Below are 23,989 nucleotides of genomic sequence, written 5' to 3'. Positions count from 1 at the left end.
GTCGACGACGGTGCACATCGTCTTTCCACCGAGAACGCGGCAGCACCCTCACGTCGACGGTTGGCGAGCAGTCACTCGAGCGAGGCGAACGGGTCCGGCGATGACGGCAACGCCGGTCGCGACGACCGCGACGAGACTTGAGGCGAGCAGGAGTGGTTCGTATCCGATCCCGGTGGAGATCGCCAAGCCAGCGAACGCGATCGGACCGGCGGTCCGTCCGAGGAAGGTGGTGCTGTTGCGCAGACTCATCGCCCCGGCCAGGTACTCGGTGGTGACCCGATCGCTCACGGCGGCGTCGACGACCGGCATCAGGAGTCCGACGCCGACGCCGATGGCCACGACCGCTCCCATCGTACCGACGAGTCCGGTCGCGGCCCACGCGGCCGCGAACCCGATAGCGTAGCAGGCGAATCCAGTCGCGATCACCCACTCGTTCGAGAGGTGCCGCGCCAGGCGGCCGCTCGAGAGCGCGACCAGCATCGACGCCGTCTCGGAGACCAGGATCACGACCCCGATCAGTACGGGGGCGAGCGTCGCCGCGAGGACAAACGGCATCGCCGTGAAGATCACGCCGAACAGCAGGAACTCCGTGAGGAACGCGACGGCGAACAGCGCCGCGAGCGCCGGCGTGAGAACCGCTCGTGCGGCATCGACGAGGTACGAAACCCCGTCTCTGTCGTCGACGCGCTGTGGTTCGTCCAGCGCGGCCTGCGCGAACGCGGCGATCGGGATCGCGGCTAGGTACGCGAGAAACGGCGCGTTCCACGCGATTCCTGCGAGGAACCCGCCGAGGACGGGAAACAGCGCGGCGGTAGCCGAGAGGACCGCGACATTTGCCCCCAGGACTGCGTTTCGCTGGACGCCGTCGAACGCGTCGCCCACGATCGTGACGGTCGTGATGAAGATCGCCGCCGCTGCGGTCCCCTGTGCGACGCGCAGCGCGAGCAGGGCTTCGAACGTCGGCGCGAGCGCCATCGCACCGCCGAGGACGCCGAACGCGAGTAGTCCCCCGACCAGAACCCGCTTTCGGCCGACTCGATCGGCGAGGACGCCGATGAACGGCGAGAGGACGATCCCGACGAGGAAGTACGTGCTCACCAGGAGGCTCGCCTGTGCGTCGGTGATCCCAAACACGTCGCGAAAGACCGGCAGTGCGGGGCTGATGAGTGGCACGCCGAGCGGTGCGAGCGCCGTACTCGTCAACACGATCTGGACCGTCCGGGATCCCCACGGCACGGTCCCGCTCGGTTCGTCCGTCGATTCCGCTCGTCCGCCAGATTCGATTCCGTGGTCCATGTGCGAATAAACGCGACCAACCCTCGTGTAGTCATTTACCGAGCGTGATATCGAATCCGAAGTTCGGTATCACGTAATTCGACGCATCTCACCGCCTGAGACAGAGCTATCCGGGTGAGGCGCGTACCTTCAGTAATCGTCTGAACCGACGTGATCGACATGGGAACCACAGTCCTCGACGAAATCCTGGAGACGACTCGCGAGTTGGACTCCACTTCGGTATCGGCACACGAACTCGGCGAGCGAATGGCGACCGACGAACTGCTCGACGTCGTCCGTCACCGGGAGCTCTTGGAAGCACTGGTGACCGAGCCGCTCGATCGGAACGACCTCGAGGCGCGACTGGGCGTCTCCCGAGCGACGAGCCACCGGTTCACCCGATGGCTCGAGGATCACGGCCTCGCGAGCCGAGTCGACAATCGGTTCGCGCTGACGGGGAAGGGGCAGGCCTATGGCGACGCAGTCGTCCGCCTTGAGCGGGACCTGCGGGCCGCGACAGCGCTCGCTCCGTTGCTCGAATCGATCTGTGAGGCCCACCGTGAATTCGTCGTCGCGCCGTTCGCCGACGGGGCGGTGACGACTGCGACACCCGAAGATCCGTACGCACCGTTCGCCCGGTTCGTCCAGTTACTGCGCGAGAGCGACACGTTTCGCGGGTTCAACACGACTCACATGGTTCCGCCGGCGCTCGCGGAACCGTCGGACCGGCCGTTCGACGGACGCGACGTGGAACTCATCTACCTCCCAGAGGTCGTCGAGTCCCTTCTCGAGACCCACCCCGAACAGGTTCACGAGGCCGTGGAAGCGGGTCACTTGACCCTCCGGACGCGCGAGTCGCTCCCGTACGGGCTGGCCATCTTCGACGACCGCGTCGGTGTCGCCGGATACGACAATCAGACCGGGATGATGCGCGTGTTCGTCGACTCCGATTCCGCGATCGCCCGCGGCTGGGCCGAACGCGTTTTCGAGACGTATCGAGACCGCTCCGACCCGATCGGCGAACGAAACGAGTCGTGACCCGACGGCAGTCGCGCTATTCCGAGAAGCGGGGTCGCGGATTCGGACTCCCCGTTCGTCTCACGTTTCCTCGGCTCGTGGCCTCCGTGCTGCCGGCGGGTAGAGACCGCCAGTAGCGAACGACCGAACCGTCCGCTCCGCGGACTGCTGGATTTCGATCTCGGCACTGGACCCGAATTCCGAAAACGGCGACGTCGCATCCAATGCAGTCCGGCCGGGACCGGTCGCGCGTCTCCCGACTCCTCCCGGAAATGACCTCTCAGAAACATATGACTGGGAAGATGTACATGATTTCCCACGAGATTATTTATTATATATTGGGTCGTAATATACGTCATGAGCTCTGACTCACACCACACCCCTGAGAGCCACGCCCACGAACACCACGCAGGGGCGGTCGGATACGACACCCCGCAAGCCGCTATCGAACAGTCCGCTCGCGAGCGCCTCGCGTACGTTCCGGCCCTCTACGTGGGGACCGACATCGACGCGCCCGACATGCTGACCGTCGTCGACGTCGACCCCGACTCGTCGACTTACTGCGAGATCGTTGACCGGATCGAGATGCCGACCAAAGGCGACGAACTGCATCACTTCGGCTGGAACGCCTGCTCGTCGTCCTGCCACGTCGAGGGAGCGGAGCGGCGGTACCTCGTCGTTCCCGGAAACCGCTCGTCGCGAATCCACATCGTCGATACCGAGGACCGGGAGCACCCCGAACTCGTGAAGGTCATCGAACCGGAAGACGTCTTCGAGCACGACCTCTCCGCCCCTCACACCGTCCACTGCATCCCCGAGGGGAAGATCATGATCAGCATGCTCGGGAACGCCGACGGCGACCTCCCTGGCGGCTTCCTCCTGCTGAACGAGGACTTCGAAATCGACGGCCGCTGGGACGAGCCCGGAGACATCGAGATGAACTACGACTTCTGGTACCAGCCCCGTCGGAACGTGATGGTCTCGAGCGAGTGGACCGCGCCGAAGACCTACCAACCGGGATTCGATCTCGAAGACGTCGAAGCCGGGAAGTACGGACAGCGGCTCCACGTCTGGAACTGGGACGAGAAGACGGTCGAACAGACGATCGACCTCGGCGAGGAGGGACTGGTGCCCCTCGAGGTGCGCTTCCTCCACACCCCCGAATCCGAACACGCCTACGTCGGCGCCGCGCTCTCGTCGAACATGTTCCACCTGTTCAAGGAGGGCGACGAGTGGCGTGCGACGAAGGTCATTGACGTCGAGCCGCGCGAACACGAGGACTGGGACATGCCGGTTCCCGGGCTGATCACCGATCTGCTGGTCTCGATGGACGATCGGTACCTGTTCTTCGCGAACTGGCTCCACGGGGAGGTCCGCATGTACGACGTCTCCGATCCGTCGAACCCGCGGCTGACCGATACGATCTCGGTAGGCGGCCTCTTCGGCGACGTCCGCGAGGTGAAGGGCCGGAAGATCACCGCCGGGCCGCAGATGCTTCAGCTCTCGCTGGACGGCAAGCGCCTCTACTGGACCACCTCGCTGTACTCCTCGTGGGACGACCAATTCTTCCCCGAGGAGGGCGAGCGTGGGTCTGTCATGCTCAAAGCCGACGTGAACCCGCGCGAGGGAACGATGACCCTCGACGAGGAGTTCCTCGTCGACTTCGGAACGCTTCCCGAAGGCCCGGCCCGCGCCCACGAGATTCGGTGGCCCGACGGCGACTGCACCAGCGACGTCTGGATGTAGGGCGAGCGAGCGTCGCCGCCATCGATCGGTCCGTCGGTGACGCCCGAGTAGCTGTCTGTCGTCGGTTCTGCCGATCGACGACGGGCGACACCGCCGAAATAAGTCGGCAGAAACAACGGAAGTAGGATCGTATGAATTTCGCTTCCCGAGTTGATGAGACGTGATACAGACGAGCCGTGTGACGGTCGCAGTTCTGTCAACGCTGCTCGTTGCACTCTTCGCGTGGCCAGTGGTCGTTAGTGCCCACGACACCGCTAGGGACGCCGGAACCCACGCTTTATCGGTTCCGTTCGTCGTAGTAATCGGGTTCTCTGCACTGGTCAGCGTCGTGGTTGGTTTCTACGCAGTCGCGCGCTGGCAACCGAACCGCATTGTCGAACGCGGTCACGGTCTACTGACACCGATAGGGGTACCGATAGCGGTGACAGTGTTAGGACTGATAGCACTCGCGTCGTCCGTTACTCAGCTATGGACCCTTACAGTCGTCGGCGGAATTGGCGGTGGGGCGATTGCTTGGATTAGCCGTGCTCACGGCATATCGCCACACGACGGTTGTGCAGACGCAGCGTTCGGAGCGATACTTGTTCACCGAGCTACTGAAGGAGCGATCATCGCAAGCGTCTATGCAGCGAGCGCAGCACTCGGCCTGGTTGGTTTGGCTATCCTCACGGGACACGCGATCGCGGAGACAATCGTCGTCGGCGGCCTATACGCTCCGGTCAGCCGAAGTTGGGGTACTGCGAGCGTTATCGTAACTCAGCTTAGCTTTATTGCAGGAGCACTATTCGGTAACTTCCTCGTAAGCGCTCTCTCGATGGCGATTGTAGCAATACTTCTCGCAAGTGTCGGTGGAATCCTCTTTGTCGCGGGGATGACCGAATTACTGGGTCACAGAGAGAACCAATCCGGTAGACAGCTAGAACCGTTTCTGGAACGCTAGTTAGTCCCGTGTCTATACCCACTTCCTGCATCGATACCCTACCGACGATCGAACGTTCTGACGCTGCATTGTCTTTCGCCAGTATATCGTTGGTTTGTCGGGTAGGCTTATTATCGAGTTTCCCGTACGATCATCGCTATGCCGTACATCCAGTGCAACGGGGCGGACCTCTACTATGAGGACCACGGGGAGGGGCCACCGATCGTCTTTCTACACGGCGTCATGGCGAGCCACCGGTTCTTCGAGCCCCAGCTGACAGCCCTCTCGAAAGAGTACCGAACGATCGCCGTCGATTTCAGGGGCCATGGCCGGTCAGAGAAGACAGAGTTGGGGCACACGGTCACGCAGTACGCTCGCGACCTTCAGGCCTTTCTAAGCCAGCACGAGCGCGAAAACGTCGTCTTGGTCGGGTGGTCAATGGGTGCACTCGTCTCGTGGGAGTACGTCGATCAGTTCGGGACGAAGGATATCCGAGGGCTGGTGGACGTCGATATGGAAGCCTCTCGATTCCAGTGGGATGACTATGAATACGGACTCACTGATCTGGACGGCCTTCAAACCACACTCACATTGGCCCAGCAGGATCAGGAGACTCTCATCGAACGGATCACCGAGCAGGTGTTCAAGGAGCCACCCTCAGCCGAAACAAGAAATATGGTGTTCGACGAACTTTCCCGAGTACCAGCGCCGATCAAGAGCGCAATCCTCTTCGACGCGCTCACGCGCGATTATCGGGACGTCCTCCACGAGATCGACGTGCCAACGGTTGTCTGTGCTGGTGCAGATGAAAAACGAGGATCCGTTGCGTCAACCAGACACGTCGCAGAGATCGTCTCAGAGGGTAGCTTCGAACTCTTCGAAGAGAGTGGACACTGTCCGACCCTCGAGGAACCCGAGCGATTCAATCGGATAGTAAGTCAGTTCACTGAGTCGTTGTGAGTGACACGCACAATCTTTCTTGCAAGCCCCGAATCAGTCTCTCCGAAAGCTGTCAGAAACAGCGTAAAGTTGGGAGATTCTCTCGGAATAATTGCTGAACTCTTCCGCGGATGGGTGACGTTTCTCTACTGCTTGGGGAACGCTTCGTTCCGGGGATAGTTCAACCGACCCCCGATGTTCAGCGCCAGTGGCGTCGATCCGCTTCAGTCCTCAGTCCGTCGGTCTTTGGCCGCGTAGACAGCGAGAATTCATGGACCGAAACCGATCGAGAAAGCGATTATGACGGGAAGACGATATCACTCGCCCAACGGCCACCCGTGATAGAAGCAAGTAGGTTGACGTGGTACCCGAGGGCATGCCGGACCTACTCGCAGAGCAAACGGCCATAGTGACCGGTGCATCGAGCGGAATCGGACGATCGATAGCGCGGACGTTCGCCGAACACGGAGCCGACGTCGTCGTCGCCGACGTGCGCGAAGAGCCACGAGAAGGCGGAACGCCGACTCACGAACTGATCACCGACGAAACCGAGGCGACGGCGACGTACGTCGATTGCGACGTCTCGAGCGTAGACGATCTCGAGGCGACGCTCGACGAAGCCGAGCAGTTCGGCGGCGTCGATGTGCTCGTCAATAACGCGGGTATCTTTCATGCGGAGGAATTTCTCGAGGTGGCCGCCGACCAGTACGAACAACTCATGAGCGTGAACGTGAGAGGAGCGTTCTTCGGGACGCAGCTCGCGGCCCAGCGGATGATCGAAAACGGGGGCGGACGTGTCATCAATGTCTCGAGTATCGCCGGCTTAGTCGGAAACGGTAGCTACGTGGCTTACTGCGTTTCCAAGGGTGCAGTCCGATTGTTGACGTACGCGACAGCCCATCGCCTCGGTCCAGACGGAATTCGCGTGAACGCGATCCACCCGGGCGGGATTGAAACCGCGATGATGGAAGACGCACACATGGGACCCGAGGCGCTCAAACAATTCACGCAGGCGATTCCGTCGCGGCGGATCGGAGACCCCGAGGATATCGCGGGAGCCGCTCTGTTCCTCGCGAGTGACCTCTCGAGTTACGTGAACGGTGAGTCACTCGTCGTCGACGGCGGGTACACTCACACCGGATGACCGGAAACGTTCAGAAGTCACCATCCGGATTGTTAGTTCAGTAGTCACGGTGGTCCGTCTACGCCAGTACTTCCGTGTAACGTCGATCGTTAGACGGCTGGTTTCAGCGTTCTAGTCTTCTGCTTTGCCACTATCTACGTTCTTTGCGCTGTGTACAGGCGCTACGAGTCACCCATCGCCTCTTTCCGTCCCGTCATTGTCACGGGATCGAGACTAAAATACCGGAACGTCGTTTCCCTCGGTGGTCGTTCGAAAATGTCGACTAGCGGGATCTGAATCGCCCACATTCCCTGTATTTCGGCTGACTCGTACGGAGCGTCGGAGGTGTCAGATAGTTTTCCGGTTGCGACGATGCTTCGCCATCCGCTGTCAGTCTTGCCGTGCGTAACGAAGGTTACGGGCCTGTCTACGAGATCGTCTTTCCTGCTATCCTGGGGGAAGGAGAGTCGATAATAAAAGTGCTTCACGTCCGCACTGTATCCGTACGAAACGGGTATCGAAACCGGCGGTTCGTCCGGATCCGTAGAAAACGAAATGACACCCGTTCCGCCTCGGCCGAGGAATTCGTTTATCTCCTCCTCGCTCATTTGAAGCCAGCGCAATCCCTGCATATCGTCTCACACGATGTAGAGATAAAAAGTACCCTGTCACAGCGGGCCGTACTTTCACCGTGATGAGAACGACGCTGATGACACGCGCCTGAGTGCCACGCTGAGATCGTACTTCGCTACCCGCACTAGTCGTTGGACCCGACACGCGCTCTCAGCGAGAATCCCTTCTCGATCACATGGACCGCTGTGGAACGAGAAACGATGGAACTCATGTATTTTCATCGAAAAAGGGGTAGTTCGATCTCAGCTTAGCCGCCCAGCCCTGCGGTTTTCGTCTCTCCCGCCCTCAGAGCGAGACTCGACTCCGCCTCGATACGTGTCGATACCGAGGAGGCCGTTCATGGGGCATTTCTGAGTGACCGCAGTGATAGTCAGCACCGCGCCAACGACGAGAGCGATAGCTGCGAGAGCGAATCCGACCGTCCCCGCCGCCAAGGAAATTAATCCGCCGAGAGCCGCGATACCGATGATCGCGAGGAGAGGTCCGAAGACGAACCGGGCGCCGCGGTCATATCCACCGACGTTTTTTTGCATAATTTTGTTCACCAGTTCTATATAGGGCGTCTGAGTATATAATATGTGTACACGATTTGGAGATGTATCGGGGTAGATCGCGACGTTTACTCACCTCCAGTAATCTGAACGGGACATAACCTGCAGATTATTCGTTCGTGTGTCCGATGGCGGCAGGTGGATACAGAACACGCCTGCCGACGGTCTGTACCCGGCTCTTCGATCGTGTGTCAATTATGCTAGTGGTGGGGAGTAGTACAAAACGCGATTGATCCCGTCAGGGATCGTCTTCATCGAAGCCGATCAGAACTGATATCGATAGCTGAGCTGCTCATGCGAGGGTGAGAACTATTGGCCGACTCGTGCCAGACAATATTGTATTATAATTCCAATAATAAGCCATACTTATCCCAACCGGCTCGCAGATATGCTCGATTCAGACGAGTCGTTCACGCTCATCGATACACGTCCCGAAGACAGTTACGAGGGGTGGCAGATCCACGAGGCCGAGAACCCTCCATTCGGTCCAGACGACGAGTCCGAGGACGAGGAACTCGAACTGGGTCCGAACAACTGCGCGGCCTGAGTCGCTGATAACAACGGTATACGGGGAACGTGCAGTACACCACGGTAGCATCGGCTTACGTAAGCCGACCGGAGTGCTTTCGTCGCTCTGTGCCGAAGGTCCCGTATTGACGATGGAAACGTCGTGATCGAGTGTCGCGACTACGAGTTCCGCGAGTCGCTTGCGAACCTGGGACGGGCGTGTGTCGCGCCTGACGATCACGAATCGGAGACGGGCTACGGCGTCAACGGGCGAATCGATCGCGTCGCCGCCGGCGTCCGCCGGTTCCCGTCCTTGGGGTTCGGTAGCCGCCGACTCGACGGAACGCATTATTATACCAGTGCCCCGAGCTATAGCGACTCGAGAACCTGTTCGAAGCGCTCGTACGCGTCGTCGCCGATCGGGTCGAGCTCGTCGTCGTCAGCGACGCCAATCAGACGCTGCGGGTCGACCGCAGTGACGACCACGCCGTCGTCATCGTCGTAGACGACGACGTTGCACGGAAGCAACGTCCCGAGTTCGAGATCGTGCTCGAGTCCCTGATGGGCCAACTGCGGATTGCACGCACCTAGGATTCTGTACTGTCGGAAGTCCTCGTCGAGTTTCTTTTTCAGCGTTTCCTGGACGTCGATATCGCAGAGCACGCCGAACCCCTCGTCCTCGAGGGCGTCGATTGTTTTCTCGACGACGTCGTCGAACTCGCCGTCGACTTGTGTACGAAGCGTATAGGACATACTGTACGACCGATTTCGAGAACAGTCGTAGTTGGGGTAGCAACGGCAAGCCCGCGGCATGTGCGTCAGTTCGGGGAAGACTGTAGTCCGTCCGCGGTGAAGGTATCACTATGGTTTCTCGTCGTACCGTACGAGCGATCGCCGCCCTGCTCGGGCTCACGCTGCTCGCCGGACTCGGATACGCCCTCCGGTGGCGATCAAACCCGTCGCCGTGCCCGTACGCTCAGCGCCACGCGATCGACCTCCTGCGTCCGGTCATCACTCGCTCCCGACTGCGCGACGTACTCGAGCCCCAGCCCGGTGAGCGTATTCTCGAGGTCGGACCGGGAACCGGCTACTACACCGGGATGGTCGCACGGGCGATCGAACCGTCGGGGACACTGCACGCTGTAGACGTCCAATCGGAGATGGTCGAACACCTCCGAACGCGAATGCAACAAGAGGGGACCCTGAATGTTGAACCGATTCGCGGCGACGCACGATCGCTTCCGTATCCGGACAACACGTTCGACGCCGCGTATCTGGTCTTAGTCCTCGGCGAGATTCCCGATCAAGAGCGGGCGCTCGACGAACTCGAGCGGGTTCTGAAACCTGACGGTCGACTCGTCGTCGGCGAGTCGCTCCCCGACCCGCATTTCGTCAGATTCGAAGGGTTGCGACACCGTATCGAACAGCGGGGACTGGCGTTCGACGCGCGCGTCGGAACGCGAGTCGGGTATTTCGCCCGCTTCGACGCGGGTGTCTCAGAACGGTCGGACGACTCTGTCGAATGATTGGTTGTTAGGTATAGGTGCAAAACTAAGTGCCTATTTCGATCGGAGGAGAGTCCGCTCCAGCTCACCCACACTCTCAAACCAGTGTATTCGCCTCCCTCGAACACATTCGTTCTCGGAGTATGCTCGTTCCAGAATCTTTCCGGAAATTGCGTGTTACTGTATTGTGCAATTCACACAAAACCTTTAAACGCCGTCGGTTCATACGTAGTGGTGATGGCAACAGATGCACGCGACGACGTTTCGGCACAATCGCTCGACGAACCGATCTACATCGATGGAAGAAGTCACCTCGAGGACGTCACGACGACACACGACGTCGTCCTCGTGGACTTCTACGCCGACTGGTGTGGCCCCTGTCAGATGCTCAATCCCGTCCTCGAACGGCTAGCGGGCACGACCGAGGCCGTGATCGCTAAGGTCGACGTCGACGAGCACCAGCAACTTGCGGGTTCGTTCGGCGTTCGCGGCGTGCCGACGCTGGTCCTCTTCGCAGGCGGCGAGCAGGTCGAACAGCAGTCCGGCGCGCTGCCGGAAGACCGACTTCGTAGCCTGATCGAGGGGTACACCGAATGAACGAGGAAACAGACACGACCGCGGACGTTCGCAACGTAGTGATCGTCGGCTCCGGCGTCGCCGGCCTCTCGGCGGCCGTCTATGCCGCGCGGGCCGACCTCGAGCCGCTGGTGCTCGAGGGACCCGAACCGGGCGGCCAACTGACGCTGACGACCGATGTCGAGAACTACCTGGGCTTCTCCGAGGGCGTCGGTGGGATGGAGCTGATCCAGAACGGTAAGGATCAGGCAACGGCGTTCGGCGCCGAATTCACGCACGGAACCGTCGAGAACGCGACGCTCGAGGAGCGGCCGTTCGAACTCGAACTCTCGAACGGCGATACGCTGCGAACGCATGCGCTGATCGTCGCGAGCGGCGCGAGCGCTCGCTGGGTCGGCGCCGACAACGAGGACAAGTTGATGGGCTACGGACTCTCGACGTGTGCGACCTGCGACGGCGCGTTCCACCGCGGCGACGACGTCCTCGTGATCGGCGGCGGCGATTCGGCGATGGAAGAAGCGCTCTTCCTCGCGAAGTTCGCCGACAGCGTCACGGTCGTTCACCGCCGCGAGAATCTGCGCGCCTCCGAGATCATGGCCGACCGCGCCCGCGACCACGAGGACATCGAGTTCCGCTGGAACACCGAACTCGAGGCGATCCACGGTTCGCACGAAGAGGGCGTCACCGGCGCGACCCTCGTCTCCCATCCCGACGGTTATCCCGCGGAGAAGGTCGCGACCGGCGTCGACGTAAACCGAGAGACCGTCGACGTCGGCGGCGTGTTCTACGCGATCGGCCACACGCCGAACACCGAGTTCCTCGAGGGGACCGCCGTCGACCGCGACGAGAGCGGCTACCTCCATACTCGAACCGCCGACGGCCGCGCAACGACCGAAACCACGGTCGAGGGCGTCTTCGCCGCCGGCGATGTCGCCGATCCGCACTATCAACAGGCGATCACTGCCGCTGGAACCGGTAGCATGGCAGCGCTCGACGCCGAAGCGTACCTCGAGGCGTTCGAGCGGACGGAAGAGACCGCACTCGAGGTTTCTCCGTAGTCGCACTTATCGCTGCCACCGAATCACCTCGTTGAAAAATTGCTCGTGTTTCCCAAGGGTCGTGTTTAATTTGTAGCGTTCTATCAGACGGCGAAGGATTGGAGCCACGATTCTGCGGTTGATGGTTTGACGTGGCTGAAACAGTTTGAGAACAAAGAGGTACATCGTTTTATCTCTCGAAAGATACGTTCGATTGCGTCCCAATTTTCCTGTTTTTCGTATCGAAATCGGAGTCCGCGTCGACGGAGTTCTGACTGGAGATGCTGTGTACCATCGACGAGAAACACAGCGTTTTCGACGTCATGTTTTTCGATTGATTCTCGCAGGAAGCGTTCAGTCAATACAGTTGTAGTCGTTGAAAACAGCCGTGTATGGTGTATCTTGTTCGTTTCAGGATCGGCTTCAGCGTACAGCCAATACTGGCGACCGTCGATCCGAATCACAGTTTCGTCAAACGTAACGTGATTCGGATTCGCATCAGTTACTGGCTGTAGATCGGCTTTCTGTACCCAATCGTGAACAACCTTGTGCGATCGCTCGACGCCGAACTTCTCGAGTTTCAGAACGGTATTCAAAATCGACAATTCAGCAAGATGGAATCGAATACCGAGCGCCATCTGCTGACACGGTGTCCGCTCTCGCTCCACAAAACTCAAAGTTATCCAGTCGCTACACCCGCTGAAGCGGTTGATTTTTGGCATGGACACCACAAAATCGTGCCGCCTCACTTTTCACGCCCAACTACACACAGCCAGTTCGGCGACCTGACCATTTGTAGGACGTTCGATACCGACCTTCTGAAGAATATCGTTCATCTCTCTTCTATTGGGATAGTCAACATCGTCCTGAGGCCGCAGTAGATATTCCTTGTCGCTCAAGGGCCCAGAGAGCCTCCGTGCACCGGATTCATACCGACTATTTCGATTTGAGCGCCGTTCAATCATTCGCCCCTGTCGAATCATGCACTACAGAGTTCTTGCCCCGAGCCTGTGCGGGATCTGTTCTTTGTACGTCGATTCATAGATTCGGTGATGGCTGACGGTACTCGGATCGTCGATTTCGATCGTTTACAGAGGTACTTTTGTAATTAGATTACAGTAATACTGTTGTAAAACATCGAGAGGGGACGAGCACTATCGTGCTCGGTACGAATCAGTTAGTCCGAATCCGTTCCTTACCCTATTTCGTTTGCACGTGTCGAATGGAGCGCTACGAGCCTTGGGAACCGGTTACTACGAGAGTAAGAGAACTGTTTTGCGATTCCGATTTCGCTGATCGATCTCTGTTGGCCGACTATAGCGCGTTCGAATCCCCCGTACTGCTGCAATCACCTTACCTGAGTATATATCTAAACTTGTTCTACGCTATCGAACCCCTTGTTCGATGCCGTCGGCCCCTTCTTACTGCGACGTGATCCCCGAAGACGAAGGTGGAATCCTGAACGCTACGGTTCCGATCATCGGATCACACCATCCGCACGTTCCCTCGCAGAACGAATACGATGAACTACTCGACGGATACTGGTTCGAAGGAGATGAGAGGGGTACCGAACTCGAGGGTCGATCAGTTACGTCGAGTTGCCTGGTCTTCCCTTTGTAGTTTTCCACCGGTTGAGTCGACGTAACCTGGTCACACGATCGTTCCCAGAACTATATACGGATTCGGAACCGAATTAGATAACGTGGTGGAAGTGAATATTCAACCGATGCTCGTGACCCGTTTGATCAGGGATACGAACTCGCCCAATGCGAATCGATTCGTCGACCTCGAAACGGCTGGGAGGGAATGTCAGCGGAGAAGAATGGCGGTAGGCACTACCGACCGGAAGTCGGGTGCAGAGGAGAGTCGCAGATGACCGCCGATCCGATCATTCCGAAGACGGCACGAATCGGGCGGACTTCGCTTGTCGTGGCCGATCTCGACGCGATGGTCGATTTCTATCGAGGCGTCGTTGGGCTCTCGGTTCGCAGGCGAACGAAAACGGAGGCGACGCTCGGAACTAGCGAGACGCCGTTACTCGTGTTGACAGAGGACGAGACTGCAGCGTCCCGGCATCGAGAGCAGGCGGGACTGTTCCACAACGCGTTCGAGGTCCCATCACGCGCTGCGTTAGGTGCAGCGCTCGACCGAATACGCGAGCACTGGGAGTTAGACGGCGCGTCCGATCATTACGTCAGCGAAGCGCTGTATCTCACTGATCCAGAGGACAACGGAGTCGAGATATACACAGACCGACCGCGAGAGGAGTGGCCGCGTGCGTCCGGCGGCACGGTTCAGATCGGAACGGTTTCGCTGGATCTTGCCGATATCGCCGCGCAATCGAACGGGAAGACGACCGTTCCCTCCGGAACGACGGTCGGACACGTTCACCTAGAAGCGTCCTCGATCCGAACGGCACGCGAGTTCTACGCCGAAACGCTCGGGCTCCGCGTGCAGACAGAAGCGCGTTCGGCGCTGTTTCTCGCGGCCGGGGACTACCACCATCACCTCGGCGTGAATACGTGGAACGGGCGGTCCCAGCCGGCGGGCGGCCGCGGATTGGCATGGTTCGAGTTCGTCGTCCCGGACGACGAGACGCTCGCGACGGTTCGGCGACGACTCGAGGACGCCGATATCGCGGCCACCGACCGTGGCGACTCCCTCGAGGTCACCGACCCGGACGAGATTTCGATTCGGATTCGGACGGTTTAGGTCCGTCTACCGCCAAACGGACGCCTCCCGAGGTCTTCCGGGTATGAGCGGGTGAATCGGCCGACGGATCACAACTGCCAACGAACAGTAGCAATCAAATAGCTGTGATCCCTAAACAGTGTAACTGAACGATGGGAGCAGCCACAGCCGGTGCGGTCGTCGATGTCGGGACTGCGATCTTCGTCCTGTCGACGATGCTCGCGATGGGACTGAGCCTGTCCGTCGATCAGCTACTGACGGCGATCGACGAGCCGCGACTCGTGAGCAAGTCCCTCGTCGTGAATCTCGCAGTCGTTCCGATCGTCGCGTACGTACTCGTCCGTGCGATTTCAGTAGCGCCGGGCTACGCCGTCGGTATTCTGTTGATCGCCGTGTCACCCGGCGCGCCCTTCGGCCCGAAATTCGCCGAGCTATCGAACAGTAACCTCGCGTTCGCGAACGGGCTCATGGCCGTCCTCGGCGTCGTCTCGGTCGTGACTATTCCGGCGACCCTCGCGCTGCTGTTGCCCGGGGCCGTCGCCGTGGATCCGCTCTCGATTGGCCGGCTGGTGTTCGGTATCCAGCTCGTCCCGCTGGTCGTCGGCCTCGGCCTCGAGTCCCGGTATTCGTCCGTCGCCGACCGGCTGTATCCGCCGGTCCAGCGACTCTCGGACGCCTCGTTCGTCTTCCTGCTCGTGCTCCTGTTGCTCGTCTACGCCGGCGACATGCTCACGCTACTCGGCACGGGGACGCTGTTCGTCTCGAGCGTCGTCGTCGCTGCGTCGCTGCTGCTCGGTTACGTCCTCGGCGGGCCGGCTCGAGACGGACGGGAGGTGCTGGCGACGACGACCGCCGCTCGAAACGCGGCGATCGCATTGTTCATCGCCATGACCAGTTTTTCCGATCCGGACGTGCTCACGACCGTCATCGCGTTTTCGTTCGTCGGCGTCGTCGGCTCGGCGCTGATCGCCATCATCTGGGGACGACGCACTTCCGAATGAAGAGTAGGTCTGTACCGTCCCGTCGACCGATATCCGTCGACGGTATGGGGTGGGTATCGAATCGCGCACGCGTACCGTTCGGTTGCTCGTTTGTCCCTCGAGCCTGTGGTCGGGATCCGGGATCGGTATTCGTCGTCGCTCAGTCGTCGTTCTGGACGAACGTGACGGGACAGGACGCATCCAGTATCAGCGTCTGCGCGACGCTTCCGAAGATCGCCTTGTCAGCGGGGGATCTGTGGCGTCCGCCGACCACGATCCGGTTGGCGTCGATCGCGTCCGCGAGGTCGAGAAACGCCTCGCCGGGGTCGCCGACCGCGCCACGGATGTCGTAGTCGACGTCGGCGGCCTCGAGACGATCGATCACTGACTGGACCGTATCGTGTTCAGCGGCGATTTCGTCGGGAGAGTGCTCCTCGAGCAGGTCATCGTATTCGGACTTCGAAAGGAGTTGGGGATAACCACCGCCCGTTATCGGAGTGACTGCCGGCGTAATGTCGCCGGTGTTCTTCGGGATAGCGTGACCGACCACGACGGTGGCATCGACTGGAGCGGCGGTTTCCAAGACGGCATCGACGAGGTGGTGTATCCGGTCCTCGTCCGAGTCGCTGACGGGAAGCAAAACTGTCTCAACTGGCATGAGAATGTCTACGCCCACCAGACACATAAATGTTTACATATCTACACTTCGTCGGAGTGTGAAACCTATCAGCCCGATACGACGCCGCCTGGAGAAAGATGGTCGCGCTACTGCGACTGACCGTCAGTCGTGTCTGCGGTCTGTTCGCGATCAGTCGTCAGAGGATGACACCTTCGCTGTCGAGTCGACGGTAGATCGACTGACGAACCAGACCGTTAGGAGGGCGCCCCCGACGATGAGCATGACGTAGCCGGCGGTCTGCAGCATCCCCCTACGACCGAACGCGTCGACCAGCGGTATCGGGGCGAACGGCGAGAGCGCGAACCCACCGTACATCATCATCGTCACGCCGCTGAGGGCGCGACCGCGGACCTCTCCCGGGACGACCGACGCGACCCAATCGTTCGCCGTGGGCTGGATGATGCCGAATCCCGTCGCCCCGCTGACGATGACGCCGGCGATCACGACCGGGAGGGTATCAGCGGCGGTAAACAGGAGGAATCCCATCGCTGCGATGACGAAACCGAGCGCCATCACCGTGACGTGACGCATGCGCTGTTTGATCCGACCGTACATCGAGGCGGAGACGAAGCTGCCGATCATCACACCCGAGATCACGAGGCCGGTCTGCGAATCGGTCACGGTGAGGGAGCTCTGGAGATAGTACGGCACCTCGATCATGACGAGGTTGTTCACCAGCATTCCCACCAACACGATGGCGTAGATGCCGGCGACCAGCTTTACGGGCGACTCACGCAGGAGTTTCTTGATCGCCTCGAGGCGGCCGACGCCGTCGTCCCTAGCCGACTCCTCCACGTCGGGTTCCGGCAGGAACCGGAGGATCGGCGGGACGAACAGGAGCGCCCCCGCGAAGACGAGGAAGATGTACCGCCAACCGAGGGTCCCCGCGATGTAGCCGCCCATGACCGCGGCGATGGCGCCGCCGGCGGCCGTCACGGCGCTGTAGTAGCCCATGATGGACTCGCGGCGGCCGCCCGAGTAGTAGTCCGCGATGAGCGTCGGCACCGTCACCATGAGCGCGCCGACGGCGATGCCGTCGAGCACGCGGGTCGCCAGGATCAGGTAGATCGAGTCGAGGAAGAACGCGATGCTCGTCCCGGCCCCGTAGACGATGACCGCCCCGATCAGGATCGGCTTGCGCGCGTACTTGTCCAGCACGTATCCCGTGAGGGGTGCGACGACGATCACGATCCAGGCCGACATCGAACTGACGAGCTGTGCCAACGTCTCCGAGTACGGCTCGTGCGAGAATGTCTCCTGGATCGCCGGGATGGTCGGGTTGATCAGTGCCCCCGAGAAAGCCGGGATAAAGCCGATCAGCACCAGCGTTATCAACATCGGCCAGCGGATAGACTCCGAGTAGTCCGTCGACATACTCACTCACCGGCGTCTGTGCCGTTCTCTGGACCACGTTCGTTCGTCAGTCTAGTCCGTAAGGTAGCCTGTGGCATGCGAATAAACAATGATACGACCATTATAAATATTTTTCCATGCGTGATGGGCGCAGGCTACGTGCACAGTAACATGAGACGATCGTTTCGGCCTGCCCGATCCGACCGTCATCGGACGAACCGTCGAAAGTCATTTTCAGCGCGACCGCAGACGGGTCGCGGTTGCACCGGTAAATCGCGATCAGGCCGTATCAGCGGATGACGAACGGTCGTGATCAGAATCACCGCCTTCGGCGACGACGGGGCAGGAAGACTCACGAGACGCAGTGACTGGTCAAAGACGATGCTGCCGACGGACTCTCGAGTAAGGCGACGACGGCTGGAGTCTCACAGACGCCGCGCCGTGCAGACCACGGCCGTCCGGCGGTTCGCCGCGAAAAGGAAGTCACCGGTCGGGTCGACTGTGAAGTGCCACGGCCACTCTCCGCCGCTCGAGGACGTCGCGACGCGCTCGAGGCCCCCGTCGTCGACGGCGAACGTCACGATCGGTCCTGACCGCGGTTCGAACCGAAGACGTATCGCCCCGACGGATGAACGGTGATTTCGGCCGTCTTGTTCTGTCCGTGGAACTCATTGAGGAGCGTCGAAATCGTCGCTCGGGCGACGAGAGTGCCATCCGAGCGTCTATCGAACTGAGTCACCGTCGAGTCGAGTTCGTCGATCACGGACAGGTGGATACCAGGTGCGGTCACGCTGGTTTCAGTTCCGGCGGTTCGTCCCACTCTTCCGCGTTGTCCACCGGGTCGTAGCCGATCCGTTCGCGAGCATTACGGATCGAAAACCACCGCCGGTCGTTATCGCTGACACCGTAGAAGACGCCGAACTCGACGGAGTTATCCAGAAGACAGCACTTCACTTGATGCGCGAAGTCACGACGGGACTGCCACATCGCTTTCATCCGGCCGACGGCTCGCTCGTACGCCTCGCTCCCGCGCTCCCAATCGCCGTTGTGAACGCCGAACTCCGCATCGCCGTACGGATGATCGTACTGCTTGGAATTGACGGTACAGATACGAAGCGCGTAGAATCGGCTCGGATACTCGAACTCCTCAGTTTCCACGTACTGGCGGCCGAGGGTTTCACCGAAGGCCTTGGTCGTACCGTAGTAGGAATCGGGTCGAACCGGGTCAGTGGGAGAGATCGTGATTCCGTGCTCCGGCTGGTAGATTTCAGGCGCGTGCTTTGCCTCGTACTGGCCCATCACGTGGTTCGTCGAACCGAATACGAACGTCTCAACGCCAGCGTCGCGCGCCGCCTCGAGAGCGTTGTACACGCCGAGTATATTCGGCTCGAACACGTCGGTCCAGTTTCCGTCAACGTACGGATACGCGGCGAGGTGGATGACCGCGTCTTGTCCATCGAACGCGGGACGGATCGAATCGTAGTCGCTCACGTCGGCGACGTAGGTGTCGTAGTCGCCGTACGGATGATCGGCCGGACGATCCGACCGGTTCAGGTAAGTGATGTTGTAGTCCTCGTCCAAGTGATCGATTATTGCGGTACCACACCGGCCGTACGCACCGGTAACAAGCACGTTCATACTGGACCGATGCTGCGACAACGAAAATAAACTTCCGATCCGATGATTACCCGTCACTTGCCGGAAGCGTCCACAGAGGCTGTTAGTGCAAGGGAGCGAAGTCGGGAATCCGATCACCAGAGGGCCGAGCGGCGAGAAGCGGTGACCAGAGTGACCGACGAGTTCGAGTATCGGAACGCGCTACGTCGAGTCGGCGTCCGAACAGGAGAGCAAACCGTTGAGGTACGCCACGGCCTGTGCTCGCGATCGGTGCCCCCATTCGGTATCGCCGACGATCTCGGGAACGTGGTCTGGAACCATCACACCGTCGAAACCGACGTCGCGAAGCGCCTTGATCGCGGTTAACGCATTGTAATTGCTCTCCTCATCGTCGAGGAAGGTCTCGGTGAACCGCGGCCACGTGCCGAGCACGTCGCGGAAGTGGACGAAGACGATGTCGTCGTTTCGACCGAAGTGTTCGATCACGTCCGTGACGTCCGTCTCGGGCATTTCCGAAAAGCAACCGAGACACAGTTTGAGGCCGTGGTTGTCGCTCGGAACGAGTTCCATCGCCCGTTCGAACGCTTCCCTGTTGCGGAACAGGCGGGGAATGCCGCCGAGTTGTTCGACCGTCGGCGGATCCGCCGGGTGAAGAGCCAACTGCACGCCGGCTTCTTCGGCGACCGGGAGCACCTCCTCGAGGAACTGCTCGTAGTTGTCCCAGAGCTCCTCCTCGGTGTATTCTCGCTCCACACCGGGGGCGCGTTCGTACGGCTGGTCGATATCGTCGATGTCGAACTCGCGGCCGCGAGCGCCACCGCGGACTCGGGCCGACTGGGAGGTCCGCATCGGGACGACGCCGCGGGGATTCCACTGGTAGCCCAGGATCGGAATGTTCGCCTGCCCGATGTTACGGATCAGCTCCTTGATCGTCTCGAGCTGAGTCTCCTTGCCCTCTTTCCCGAGCATGATCTTCCCGTAGACGTTGTAGCTCAGTGACTGAACCCCCATGAGACGGAGTCCGGCGTCCTCGGCGCGTCGACGAGCTTGCACCAGTTCGGAAACCGAGGGGACGACGCCTTCGTCGATCGTGATCGTTTCGTCGTCGTGACTTCCCTCGTCGGCAAAGACGTCTCCCCGCGGATCCCGGTGATCCAAGAAGATGTCGGATACGCCGATCTGTCGACAGAACTGGAGCCGCTCGTCGGAGAGCGTTCTCGTTCGCAATCCGGTCCGGAGTGGGAGTTGCTCTTCGTCAGTCTCGAGCGTCTTACGTTGACTCATCTGGAGTAGCCTCTTACTTTCTCGTATTTAAGCTTTTTCAACGGTGTCATTGGAGAGTAGCTGTTCGAGTTTGTCGTTCAGTTGATCGTACAGTTCTTCGGCGCGCTTCTCCTCTTGCGGCGTCAGCGAGCGGATCGGTTCCCGGACATCACCGCCGTATAGGCCGGCAAGTTCGAGCCCCTTCTTGACGGCTGGGACGCTTACACCACCGGCGATCGTGTTGTTCTGTCCGGTTTTCTCTCGGAAGCTCTGATACGGGAGACTGACATCGCGCAGTTCGCGGGCGCGGCTCCAGTTTTCGTTCGCCAGCGCATCGTACAGTTCGAGACCGATCTCCGGGCGGAAGTTGCTGACGCCCGCCGAGAAGCCCTCGACGCCTTCGGCCCAGTACGAAACTGCGTACGGTTCTGCCAGGCCGTTCACCCAGACGACGTCGTCCGCACCGGCGCTGATTCCGGCCCCGAGTTTCACCGAATCCGTCAGCGCGTATTTGATCCCGACGACGCCGTCCAGTTTCGTCAGTTGCGCGAGGTACTCGACGGACGGATCGAAGCCGCGAACGTACGGGACGAGCGGGGTTTCCGTTGCGTCAGCCAGCGACCGGTAGTACTCCAGTAATCCCTGCTCGTGGAGATACGTGTGGTCGGGCGGCATCACCATCATCGCGTCGACGCCGATTTGATCGTACGCCCGAATCAAGTCCTGTGCCTGGTTCGTGCTCCCGCCGACGCCGGCGAGGACACACGCGTCCGACGGAAGCGAGGTTACGGCCGCCTCGGTGACGTCGATCCGTTCTTGATCGGCCAACGAGTGGTATTCGCTGATGTTCGCAGCTGCGAGGAACGTTCTGATACCCTCGTCGTAGAGTGACTGTGCGTTCTCTTCGATCTTCCAGTGCTCTATTTCGCCGTCCTGATCGAACGGCGTGAGGATACCGACGGCGACTCCTCGTAGCCGCTCCTTGACTTCTGCAGTCGCTAATGACATCGAGTAGTCGGTAACGCTTATTATTATAAAATATTGTCGTTGTGGTCCGCTCGTTTCCGAGCGGCAGGGACAGATCTCTCGAGACCGTGCCTCCTGCTTCAGCGGCTACAGCAGGCGTCCGAGGCGTTCAACTCAGCCGTGTCAAGCGCGAATGTTAGTCTAGCTTAGTAGTTACGGTAGATCGTCTTCGTCGTCGTGAAGAAGTCCAATCCGGCGTCGCCTTGTTCTCGGTACGTGTTCGTGGAGGAATTCTTGTAGCCGCCGAAGGGGACGTGTAATTCCAGCCCGGTCGTCTTTTCGTTGACTTTGGCGACGCCCGCTTCGATGCGATCGAGGAACTCGTTGGCTTCGGTCGTATCCTGCGTCACGATGCTCGCCGAAAGCCCGTAGTCGACGTCGTTCGCAAGCGACAGCGCGTCCTCGAAGTCGTCGGCGCGAATGACCGCCAGTACCGGTCCGAAGATCTCCTCCTGTGCGATCCGCATCTCGTTGTCGACGTCCGAGAAGACGGCGGGTTCCACGTAGTAGCCATCCGCGTACTCCCCGTCCGTGAGGCGTTCCCCGCCGGTTTCGAGTGTCGCGCCCTCGTCTCGGCCGATCTCGACGTACTCGAGCGTCGACTGGAGTTCCGACTCGGAAACATGGGGCCCCATATCAGGGTCGTCGAGTCCGGGACCGATGTCCACAGATTCGGCGTACTCGACCATTGTGTCGACGAACTCGTCGTAAATCTGGTCGTGGACGATCGCTCGAGAGGCGGCCGTACAGGACTGGCCTGTCGTTCCGAACGCACCCTGGCCGACGATCTCCACCGCCTCGTTGACGTCGGCGCTCGGCATCACGACCGTCGGGTTCTTCCCGCCCATCTCACACTGGACGCGTTTGAGGTCGTCGGTCACCGTCTGTGCGACCTGCGTCCCGACGGCCGTACTCCCCGTGAACGAGACGCCGTCGATCGCCTGGTGTTCGACGAGCGGCCTGCCGACGTCGCTCCCCGATCCCGTGACCAAATTCGCCACGCCGTCGGGGAGCCCTGCCTCCTCGAGACACTCGAACAGAACCCGTGCCATGCCAGGGGCCTCCGAAGCGGGCTTGACGACCGCCGTGTTTCCGGCGGCCAGCGCCGGCGCGAGCTTCCATGCCGGAATCGCGATCGGGTAGTTCCACGGGGTCACTAATGCGACCGTTCCGAGCGGCTCCTGTCTGGTCGTGAGTTCCGTGTTGCGGCCGCTTGCAGATTTGACGGTCCCCCCGAGATCGCGTGTCTTCTGTCCGTAGTACGCGAAAATGTCGATTGCACGCTGAACCTCGCCGGCTGCCTCGGCGCGCGTTTTCCCCTCTTCACGGACGAGCGCCTCGGTCGTCTCGTCTTTGCGCTGCTCGAGAAGCGTTCCCGCTCGCTTGAGGAGGTCGCCCCGTTCCGGGCCCGGCGTGCCGGCCCAGTCGTCCTGTGCGTCGGCGGCCGCCTCGACGGCGGCCTCGACGTCTGCCAGACTCGAGTCCTGGTATTCGCCGACCAATTCGTCGGTCCGTGCCGGATTTCTAACCTCGAAGGTTGCATTCGTCTCAGATTCGACCCACTGTCCGTTTACGAAGTTCTCGTAGCTGCTTGCCATTCGCACGTGGAACTTATCCTACTCCGTTAGAAAGGTTTTGATACTCGCTCTCTCGACTCGAGTCGGACTGCCGAGTCCTCGTTCGATTGCTCGATATCCATCGTTTACCACCATCGAATCGGAGTCGTGGAGGTTCTGTGCGTGTTCCTTGTACGATCTCGAGAACCGATCCGTCTTCGGGACGGCCGCAGGCACGTGACGGGATTCACTCGATGCTCCCGTTGACCAGCGGTACTCCAGTAACGTGGCTATTCAAGGCGATCGTCCGAACGATCATCGGCGTTCGCTCAGAATCTCTTCGGTGGGGCGACTACGTGACTGCCGTTCTCTCCTATCGAATGTTTCAGTACAGGCCTCTGAGAGGGAGGATAGCGCACTTCCAGATCGAACCTCGAATCCAACTTGACCGTTCCAGGCTGTAGAATCAACTAGTCGTCGGTCTGTCACACGTCCCTAGAATAGCTACCGTCCCTCTACCGGCCCGATAGCGATCTCGTTCCAGATGCGCATCTATACTATTACAAGAGTACTGGTGTAAATGATCTGATTGTCAGTTCGGCAATCGCAGTACTTCAACTCTGGCGTCGCCCACCAAAATCGTTCGGACCTGTCGAATCGGTCGTTTCGTCGGTCGGATCCTGACGCGTCAAACCGCTCGTGGGATGTGTTCGAACGCTCCATAAGGCCCTCGAGGGACAACCCCCTCGCAAGGGATGGCAACTCGAGAGCGTAGCAGTGTGACGTGTGGCGACGGCTTGTAGCCACGATCGTGCTGAACTGGCAGTACTGATCCGGAGATCGATCACTCACCGGAGCCCGGTTCGGTCTGTTCGAACACCGACTCAGCGCTTCCGGAACAGTTCCACACGTTCACACCCAGTGTTCCGGTCTACGTTTCGAAGATCCGCTGAACGGCCGGTTTGATCGGCCGATCCGAGCGATCAGCTTGGTACG

At 60.2% G+C, this 23,989-nt stretch carries 22 protein-coding genes and 2 pseudogenes; 12 read left to right on the top strand and 12 right to left on the bottom strand.

Translation table 11 applies throughout. From position 1 onward, the window contains the following. Window positions 1-48: 48 nt before the first annotated feature. Window positions 49-1,296 carry an MFS transporter gene (locus HTUR_RS20720; protein WP_012945295.1) on the bottom strand — a complete coding sequence of 416 codons (1,248 nt, stop codon included), beginning with the start codon at window positions 1,294-1,296 and terminating at the stop codon, window positions 49-51. 159 nt (window positions 1,297-1,455) lie between these two features. Here HTUR_RS20720 and HTUR_RS20715 point away from each other — a divergent pair, with 159 nt between their 5' ends. The 5 genes from HTUR_RS20715 (at window position 1,456) to HTUR_RS20700 (ending at window position 7,040) form a co-directional block, all read left to right on the top strand. Next, on the top strand, window positions 1,456-2,313 hold the full coding sequence (locus HTUR_RS20715; RefSeq protein ID WP_012945294.1) for a helix-turn-helix transcriptional regulator: 858 nt from the start codon (window positions 1,456-1,458) through the stop codon (window positions 2,311-2,313). A 336-nt stretch (window positions 2,314-2,649) separates the two neighbouring features. Next, window positions 2,650-4,038: a selenium-binding protein SBP56-related protein gene (locus HTUR_RS20710; RefSeq protein ID WP_012945293.1), complete on the top strand. Its 1,389-nt coding sequence runs from the start codon at window positions 2,650-2,652 to the stop codon at window positions 4,036-4,038. Between the two features lie 160 nt (window positions 4,039-4,198). Beyond that, complete coding sequence (locus tag HTUR_RS25850) at window positions 4,199-4,978, top strand: hypothetical protein (protein WP_012945292.1); 780 nt, start codon at window positions 4,199-4,201, stop codon at window positions 4,976-4,978. 138 nt (window positions 4,979-5,116) lie between these two features. Beyond that, on the top strand, window positions 5,117-5,917 hold the full coding sequence (locus HTUR_RS20705; protein ID WP_012945291.1) for an alpha/beta fold hydrolase: 801 nt from the start codon (window positions 5,117-5,119) through the stop codon (window positions 5,915-5,917). A 355-nt stretch (window positions 5,918-6,272) separates the two neighbouring features. Further along, on the top strand, window positions 6,273-7,040 hold the full coding sequence (locus HTUR_RS20700; RefSeq protein WP_012945290.1) for an SDR family oxidoreductase: 768 nt from the start codon (window positions 6,273-6,275) through the stop codon (window positions 7,038-7,040). 161 nt (window positions 7,041-7,201) lie between these two features. Here the strand turns inward: HTUR_RS20700 and HTUR_RS20695 are convergent, their stop codons facing one another. Together HTUR_RS20695 and HTUR_RS20690 are read right to left on the bottom strand one after the other, a co-directional pair. Next, window positions 7,202-7,651: a pyridoxamine 5'-phosphate oxidase family protein gene (locus HTUR_RS20695; protein ID WP_012945289.1), complete on the bottom strand. Its 450-nt coding sequence runs from the start codon at window positions 7,649-7,651 to the stop codon at window positions 7,202-7,204. Between the two features lie 243 nt (window positions 7,652-7,894). Continuing rightward, a complete protein-coding gene (locus HTUR_RS20690) occupies window positions 7,895-8,185 on the bottom strand; it encodes a YgaP family membrane protein (protein WP_012945288.1) in 291 nt (96 codons plus the stop codon). A 406-nt stretch (window positions 8,186-8,591) separates the two neighbouring features. On the opposite strand from HTUR_RS20690, the gene HTUR_RS27595 reads away from it, so the two are divergent. Together HTUR_RS27595 and HTUR_RS28820 are read left to right on the top strand one after the other, a co-directional pair. Further along, window positions 8,592-8,750 (top strand): hypothetical protein, encoded by a 159-nt coding sequence (locus HTUR_RS27595; protein WP_012945287.1) that lies wholly within the window; start codon window positions 8,592-8,594, stop codon window positions 8,748-8,750. Between the two features lie 123 nt (window positions 8,751-8,873). After that, window positions 8,874-9,002 (top strand): annotated as a pseudogene (locus HTUR_RS28820) (DUF7542 family protein); the annotation flags it as partial. A gap of 77 nt (window positions 9,003-9,079) precedes the next feature. Here HTUR_RS28820 and HTUR_RS20685 read toward each other — a convergent pair. Beyond that, complete coding sequence (locus HTUR_RS20685; protein ID WP_012945286.1) at window positions 9,080-9,463, bottom strand: DUF302 domain-containing protein; 384 nt, start codon at window positions 9,461-9,463, stop codon at window positions 9,080-9,082. Window positions 9,464-9,573: 110 nt separating this feature from the next. Here HTUR_RS20685 and HTUR_RS20680 point away from each other — a divergent pair, with 110 nt between their 5' ends. From HTUR_RS20680 to HTUR_RS20670, 3 genes are all read left to right on the top strand, one after another. Continuing rightward, complete coding sequence (locus HTUR_RS20680; RefSeq protein WP_012945285.1) at window positions 9,574-10,236, top strand: class I SAM-dependent methyltransferase; 663 nt, start codon at window positions 9,574-9,576, stop codon at window positions 10,234-10,236. A 216-nt stretch (window positions 10,237-10,452) separates the two neighbouring features. After that, on the top strand, window positions 10,453-10,812 hold the full coding sequence (trxA, locus tag HTUR_RS20675) for a thioredoxin (protein ID WP_012945284.1): 360 nt from the start codon (window positions 10,453-10,455) through the stop codon (window positions 10,810-10,812). Continuing rightward, window positions 10,809-11,849: an NAD(P)/FAD-dependent oxidoreductase gene (locus tag HTUR_RS20670; protein WP_012945283.1), complete on the top strand. Its 1,041-nt coding sequence runs from the start codon at window positions 10,809-10,811 to the stop codon at window positions 11,847-11,849. The genes trxA and HTUR_RS20670 overlap by 4 nt, the downstream gene beginning before the upstream one ends. An 83-nt stretch (window positions 11,850-11,932) precedes the next feature. Here HTUR_RS20670 and HTUR_RS25845 read toward each other — a convergent pair whose 3' ends face one another. Then, window positions 11,933-12,550 carry an IS6 family transposase gene (locus tag HTUR_RS25845; RefSeq protein ID WP_012945282.1) on the bottom strand — a complete coding sequence of 206 codons (618 nt, stop codon included), beginning with the start codon at window positions 12,548-12,550 and terminating at the stop codon, window positions 11,933-11,935. A 1,150-nt stretch (window positions 12,551-13,700) separates the two neighbouring features. Here HTUR_RS25845 and HTUR_RS20665 point away from each other — a divergent pair. Together HTUR_RS20665 and HTUR_RS20660 are read left to right on the top strand one after the other, a co-directional pair. Continuing rightward, window positions 13,701-14,540, top strand: coding sequence for a VOC family protein (locus HTUR_RS20665; RefSeq protein WP_012945281.1), 840 nt, complete (start codon window positions 13,701-13,703; stop codon window positions 14,538-14,540). Between the two features lie 131 nt (window positions 14,541-14,671). Beyond that, a complete protein-coding gene (locus HTUR_RS20660) occupies window positions 14,672-15,520 on the top strand; it encodes a bile acid:sodium symporter family protein (protein WP_012945280.1) in 849 nt (282 codons plus the stop codon). Window positions 15,521-15,659: 139 nt separating this feature from the next. On the opposite strand, the gene HTUR_RS20655 is transcribed toward HTUR_RS20660, so the two are convergent. From HTUR_RS20655 to xacF, 7 genes and pseudogenes are all read right to left on the bottom strand, one after another. Beyond that, a complete protein-coding gene (locus tag HTUR_RS20655) occupies window positions 15,660-16,157 on the bottom strand; it encodes a universal stress protein (protein WP_012945279.1) in 498 nt (165 codons plus the stop codon). Between the two features lie 150 nt (window positions 16,158-16,307). Next, on the bottom strand, window positions 16,308-17,552 hold the full coding sequence (locus HTUR_RS20650) for an MFS transporter (RefSeq protein WP_012945278.1): 1,245 nt from the start codon (window positions 17,550-17,552) through the stop codon (window positions 16,308-16,310). A gap of 404 nt (window positions 17,553-17,956) precedes the next feature. Continuing rightward, a pseudogene (locus HTUR_RS25840) lies at window positions 17,957-18,270 on the bottom strand (lactonase family protein). A gap of 47 nt (window positions 18,271-18,317) precedes the next feature. After that, window positions 18,318-19,169: an NAD-dependent epimerase/dehydratase family protein gene (locus tag HTUR_RS20640; RefSeq protein ID WP_012945277.1), complete on the bottom strand. Its 852-nt coding sequence runs from the start codon at window positions 19,167-19,169 to the stop codon at window positions 18,318-18,320. Between the two features lie 180 nt (window positions 19,170-19,349). Then, window positions 19,350-20,432 (bottom strand): mannonate dehydratase, encoded by a 1,083-nt coding sequence (locus HTUR_RS20635; protein ID WP_012945276.1) that lies wholly within the window; start codon window positions 20,430-20,432, stop codon window positions 19,350-19,352. A 27-nt stretch (window positions 20,433-20,459) separates the two neighbouring features. Beyond that, the gene (locus HTUR_RS20630) at window positions 20,460-21,419 is read right to left on the bottom strand and encodes a dihydrodipicolinate synthase family protein (RefSeq protein ID WP_012945275.1); all 960 of its coding nucleotides are present in this window, start codon (window positions 21,417-21,419) and stop codon (window positions 20,460-20,462) included. 164 nt (window positions 21,420-21,583) lie between these two features. Continuing rightward, window positions 21,584-23,035: a 2,5-dioxovalerate dehydrogenase gene (xacF, locus tag HTUR_RS20625; RefSeq protein WP_012945274.1), complete on the bottom strand. Its 1,452-nt coding sequence runs from the start codon at window positions 23,033-23,035 to the stop codon at window positions 21,584-21,586. Window positions 23,036-23,989 lie beyond the last annotated feature (954 nt).

The sequence above is a fragment of the Haloterrigena turkmenica DSM 5511 genome (assembly GCF_000025325.1).
In the GTDB taxonomy this organism is placed as follows: domain Archaea; phylum Halobacteriota; class Halobacteria; order Halobacteriales; family Natrialbaceae; genus Haloterrigena; species Haloterrigena turkmenica.
Note: the sequence above shows the minus strand (reverse complement) of the source record. Positions and strands in the feature narration are given on the sequence as shown.

What these genes read in the sequence shown, in the direction of transcription:
- HTUR_RS20720 (WP_012945295.1), bottom strand. Translation starts at nt 1,296, where the DNA reads ATGGACCACGGAATCGAATCTGGCGGACGAGCGGAATCGACGGACGAA.
- HTUR_RS20715 (WP_012945294.1), top strand. Translation starts at nt 1,456, where the DNA reads ATGGGAACCACAGTCCTCGACGAAATCCTGGAGACGACTCGCGAGTTG.
- HTUR_RS20710 (WP_012945293.1), top strand. Translation starts at nt 2,650, where the DNA reads ATGAGCTCTGACTCACACCACACCCCTGAGAGCCACGCCCACGAACAC.
- HTUR_RS20705 (WP_012945291.1), top strand. Translation starts at nt 5,117, where the DNA reads ATGCCGTACATCCAGTGCAACGGGGCGGACCTCTACTATGAGGACCAC.
- HTUR_RS20700 (WP_012945290.1), top strand. Translation starts at nt 6,273, where the DNA reads ATGCCGGACCTACTCGCAGAGCAAACGGCCATAGTGACCGGTGCATCG.
- HTUR_RS20695 (WP_012945289.1), bottom strand. Translation starts at nt 7,651, where the DNA reads ATGCAGGGATTGCGCTGGCTTCAAATGAGCGAGGAGGAGATAAACGAA.
- HTUR_RS20690 (WP_012945288.1), bottom strand. Translation starts at nt 8,185, where the DNA reads ATGCAAAAAAACGTCGGTGGATATGACCGCGGCGCCCGGTTCGTCTTC.
- HTUR_RS27595 (WP_012945287.1), top strand. Translation starts at nt 8,592, where the DNA reads ATGCTCGATTCAGACGAGTCGTTCACGCTCATCGATACACGTCCCGAA.
- HTUR_RS20685 (WP_012945286.1), bottom strand. Translation starts at nt 9,463, where the DNA reads ATGTCCTATACGCTTCGTACACAAGTCGACGGCGAGTTCGACGACGTC.
- HTUR_RS20680 (WP_012945285.1), top strand. Translation starts at nt 9,574, where the DNA reads ATGGTTTCTCGTCGTACCGTACGAGCGATCGCCGCCCTGCTCGGGCTC.
- trxA (WP_012945284.1), top strand. Translation starts at nt 10,453, where the DNA reads ATGGCAACAGATGCACGCGACGACGTTTCGGCACAATCGCTCGACGAA.
- HTUR_RS20670 (WP_012945283.1), top strand. Translation starts at nt 10,809, where the DNA reads ATGAACGAGGAAACAGACACGACCGCGGACGTTCGCAACGTAGTGATC.
- HTUR_RS25845 (WP_012945282.1), bottom strand. Translation starts at nt 12,550, where the DNA reads ATGCCAAAAATCAACCGCTTCAGCGGGTGTAGCGACTGGATAACTTTG.
- HTUR_RS20665 (WP_012945281.1), top strand. Translation starts at nt 13,701, where the DNA reads ATGACCGCCGATCCGATCATTCCGAAGACGGCACGAATCGGGCGGACT.
- HTUR_RS20660 (WP_012945280.1), top strand. Translation starts at nt 14,672, where the DNA reads ATGGGAGCAGCCACAGCCGGTGCGGTCGTCGATGTCGGGACTGCGATC.
- HTUR_RS20655 (WP_012945279.1), bottom strand. Translation starts at nt 16,157, where the DNA reads ATGCCAGTTGAGACAGTTTTGCTTCCCGTCAGCGACTCGGACGAGGAC.
- HTUR_RS20650 (WP_012945278.1), bottom strand. Translation starts at nt 17,552, where the DNA reads ATGTCGACGGACTACTCGGAGTCTATCCGCTGGCCGATGTTGATAACG.
- HTUR_RS20640 (WP_012945277.1), bottom strand. Translation starts at nt 19,169, where the DNA reads ATGAACGTGCTTGTTACCGGTGCGTACGGCCGGTGTGGTACCGCAATA.
- HTUR_RS20635 (WP_012945276.1), bottom strand. Translation starts at nt 20,432, where the DNA reads ATGAGTCAACGTAAGACGCTCGAGACTGACGAAGAGCAACTCCCACTC.
- HTUR_RS20630 (WP_012945275.1), bottom strand. Translation starts at nt 21,419, where the DNA reads ATGTCATTAGCGACTGCAGAAGTCAAGGAGCGGCTACGAGGAGTCGCC.
- xacF (WP_012945274.1), bottom strand. Translation starts at nt 23,035, where the DNA reads ATGGCAAGCAGCTACGAGAACTTCGTAAACGGACAGTGGGTCGAATCT.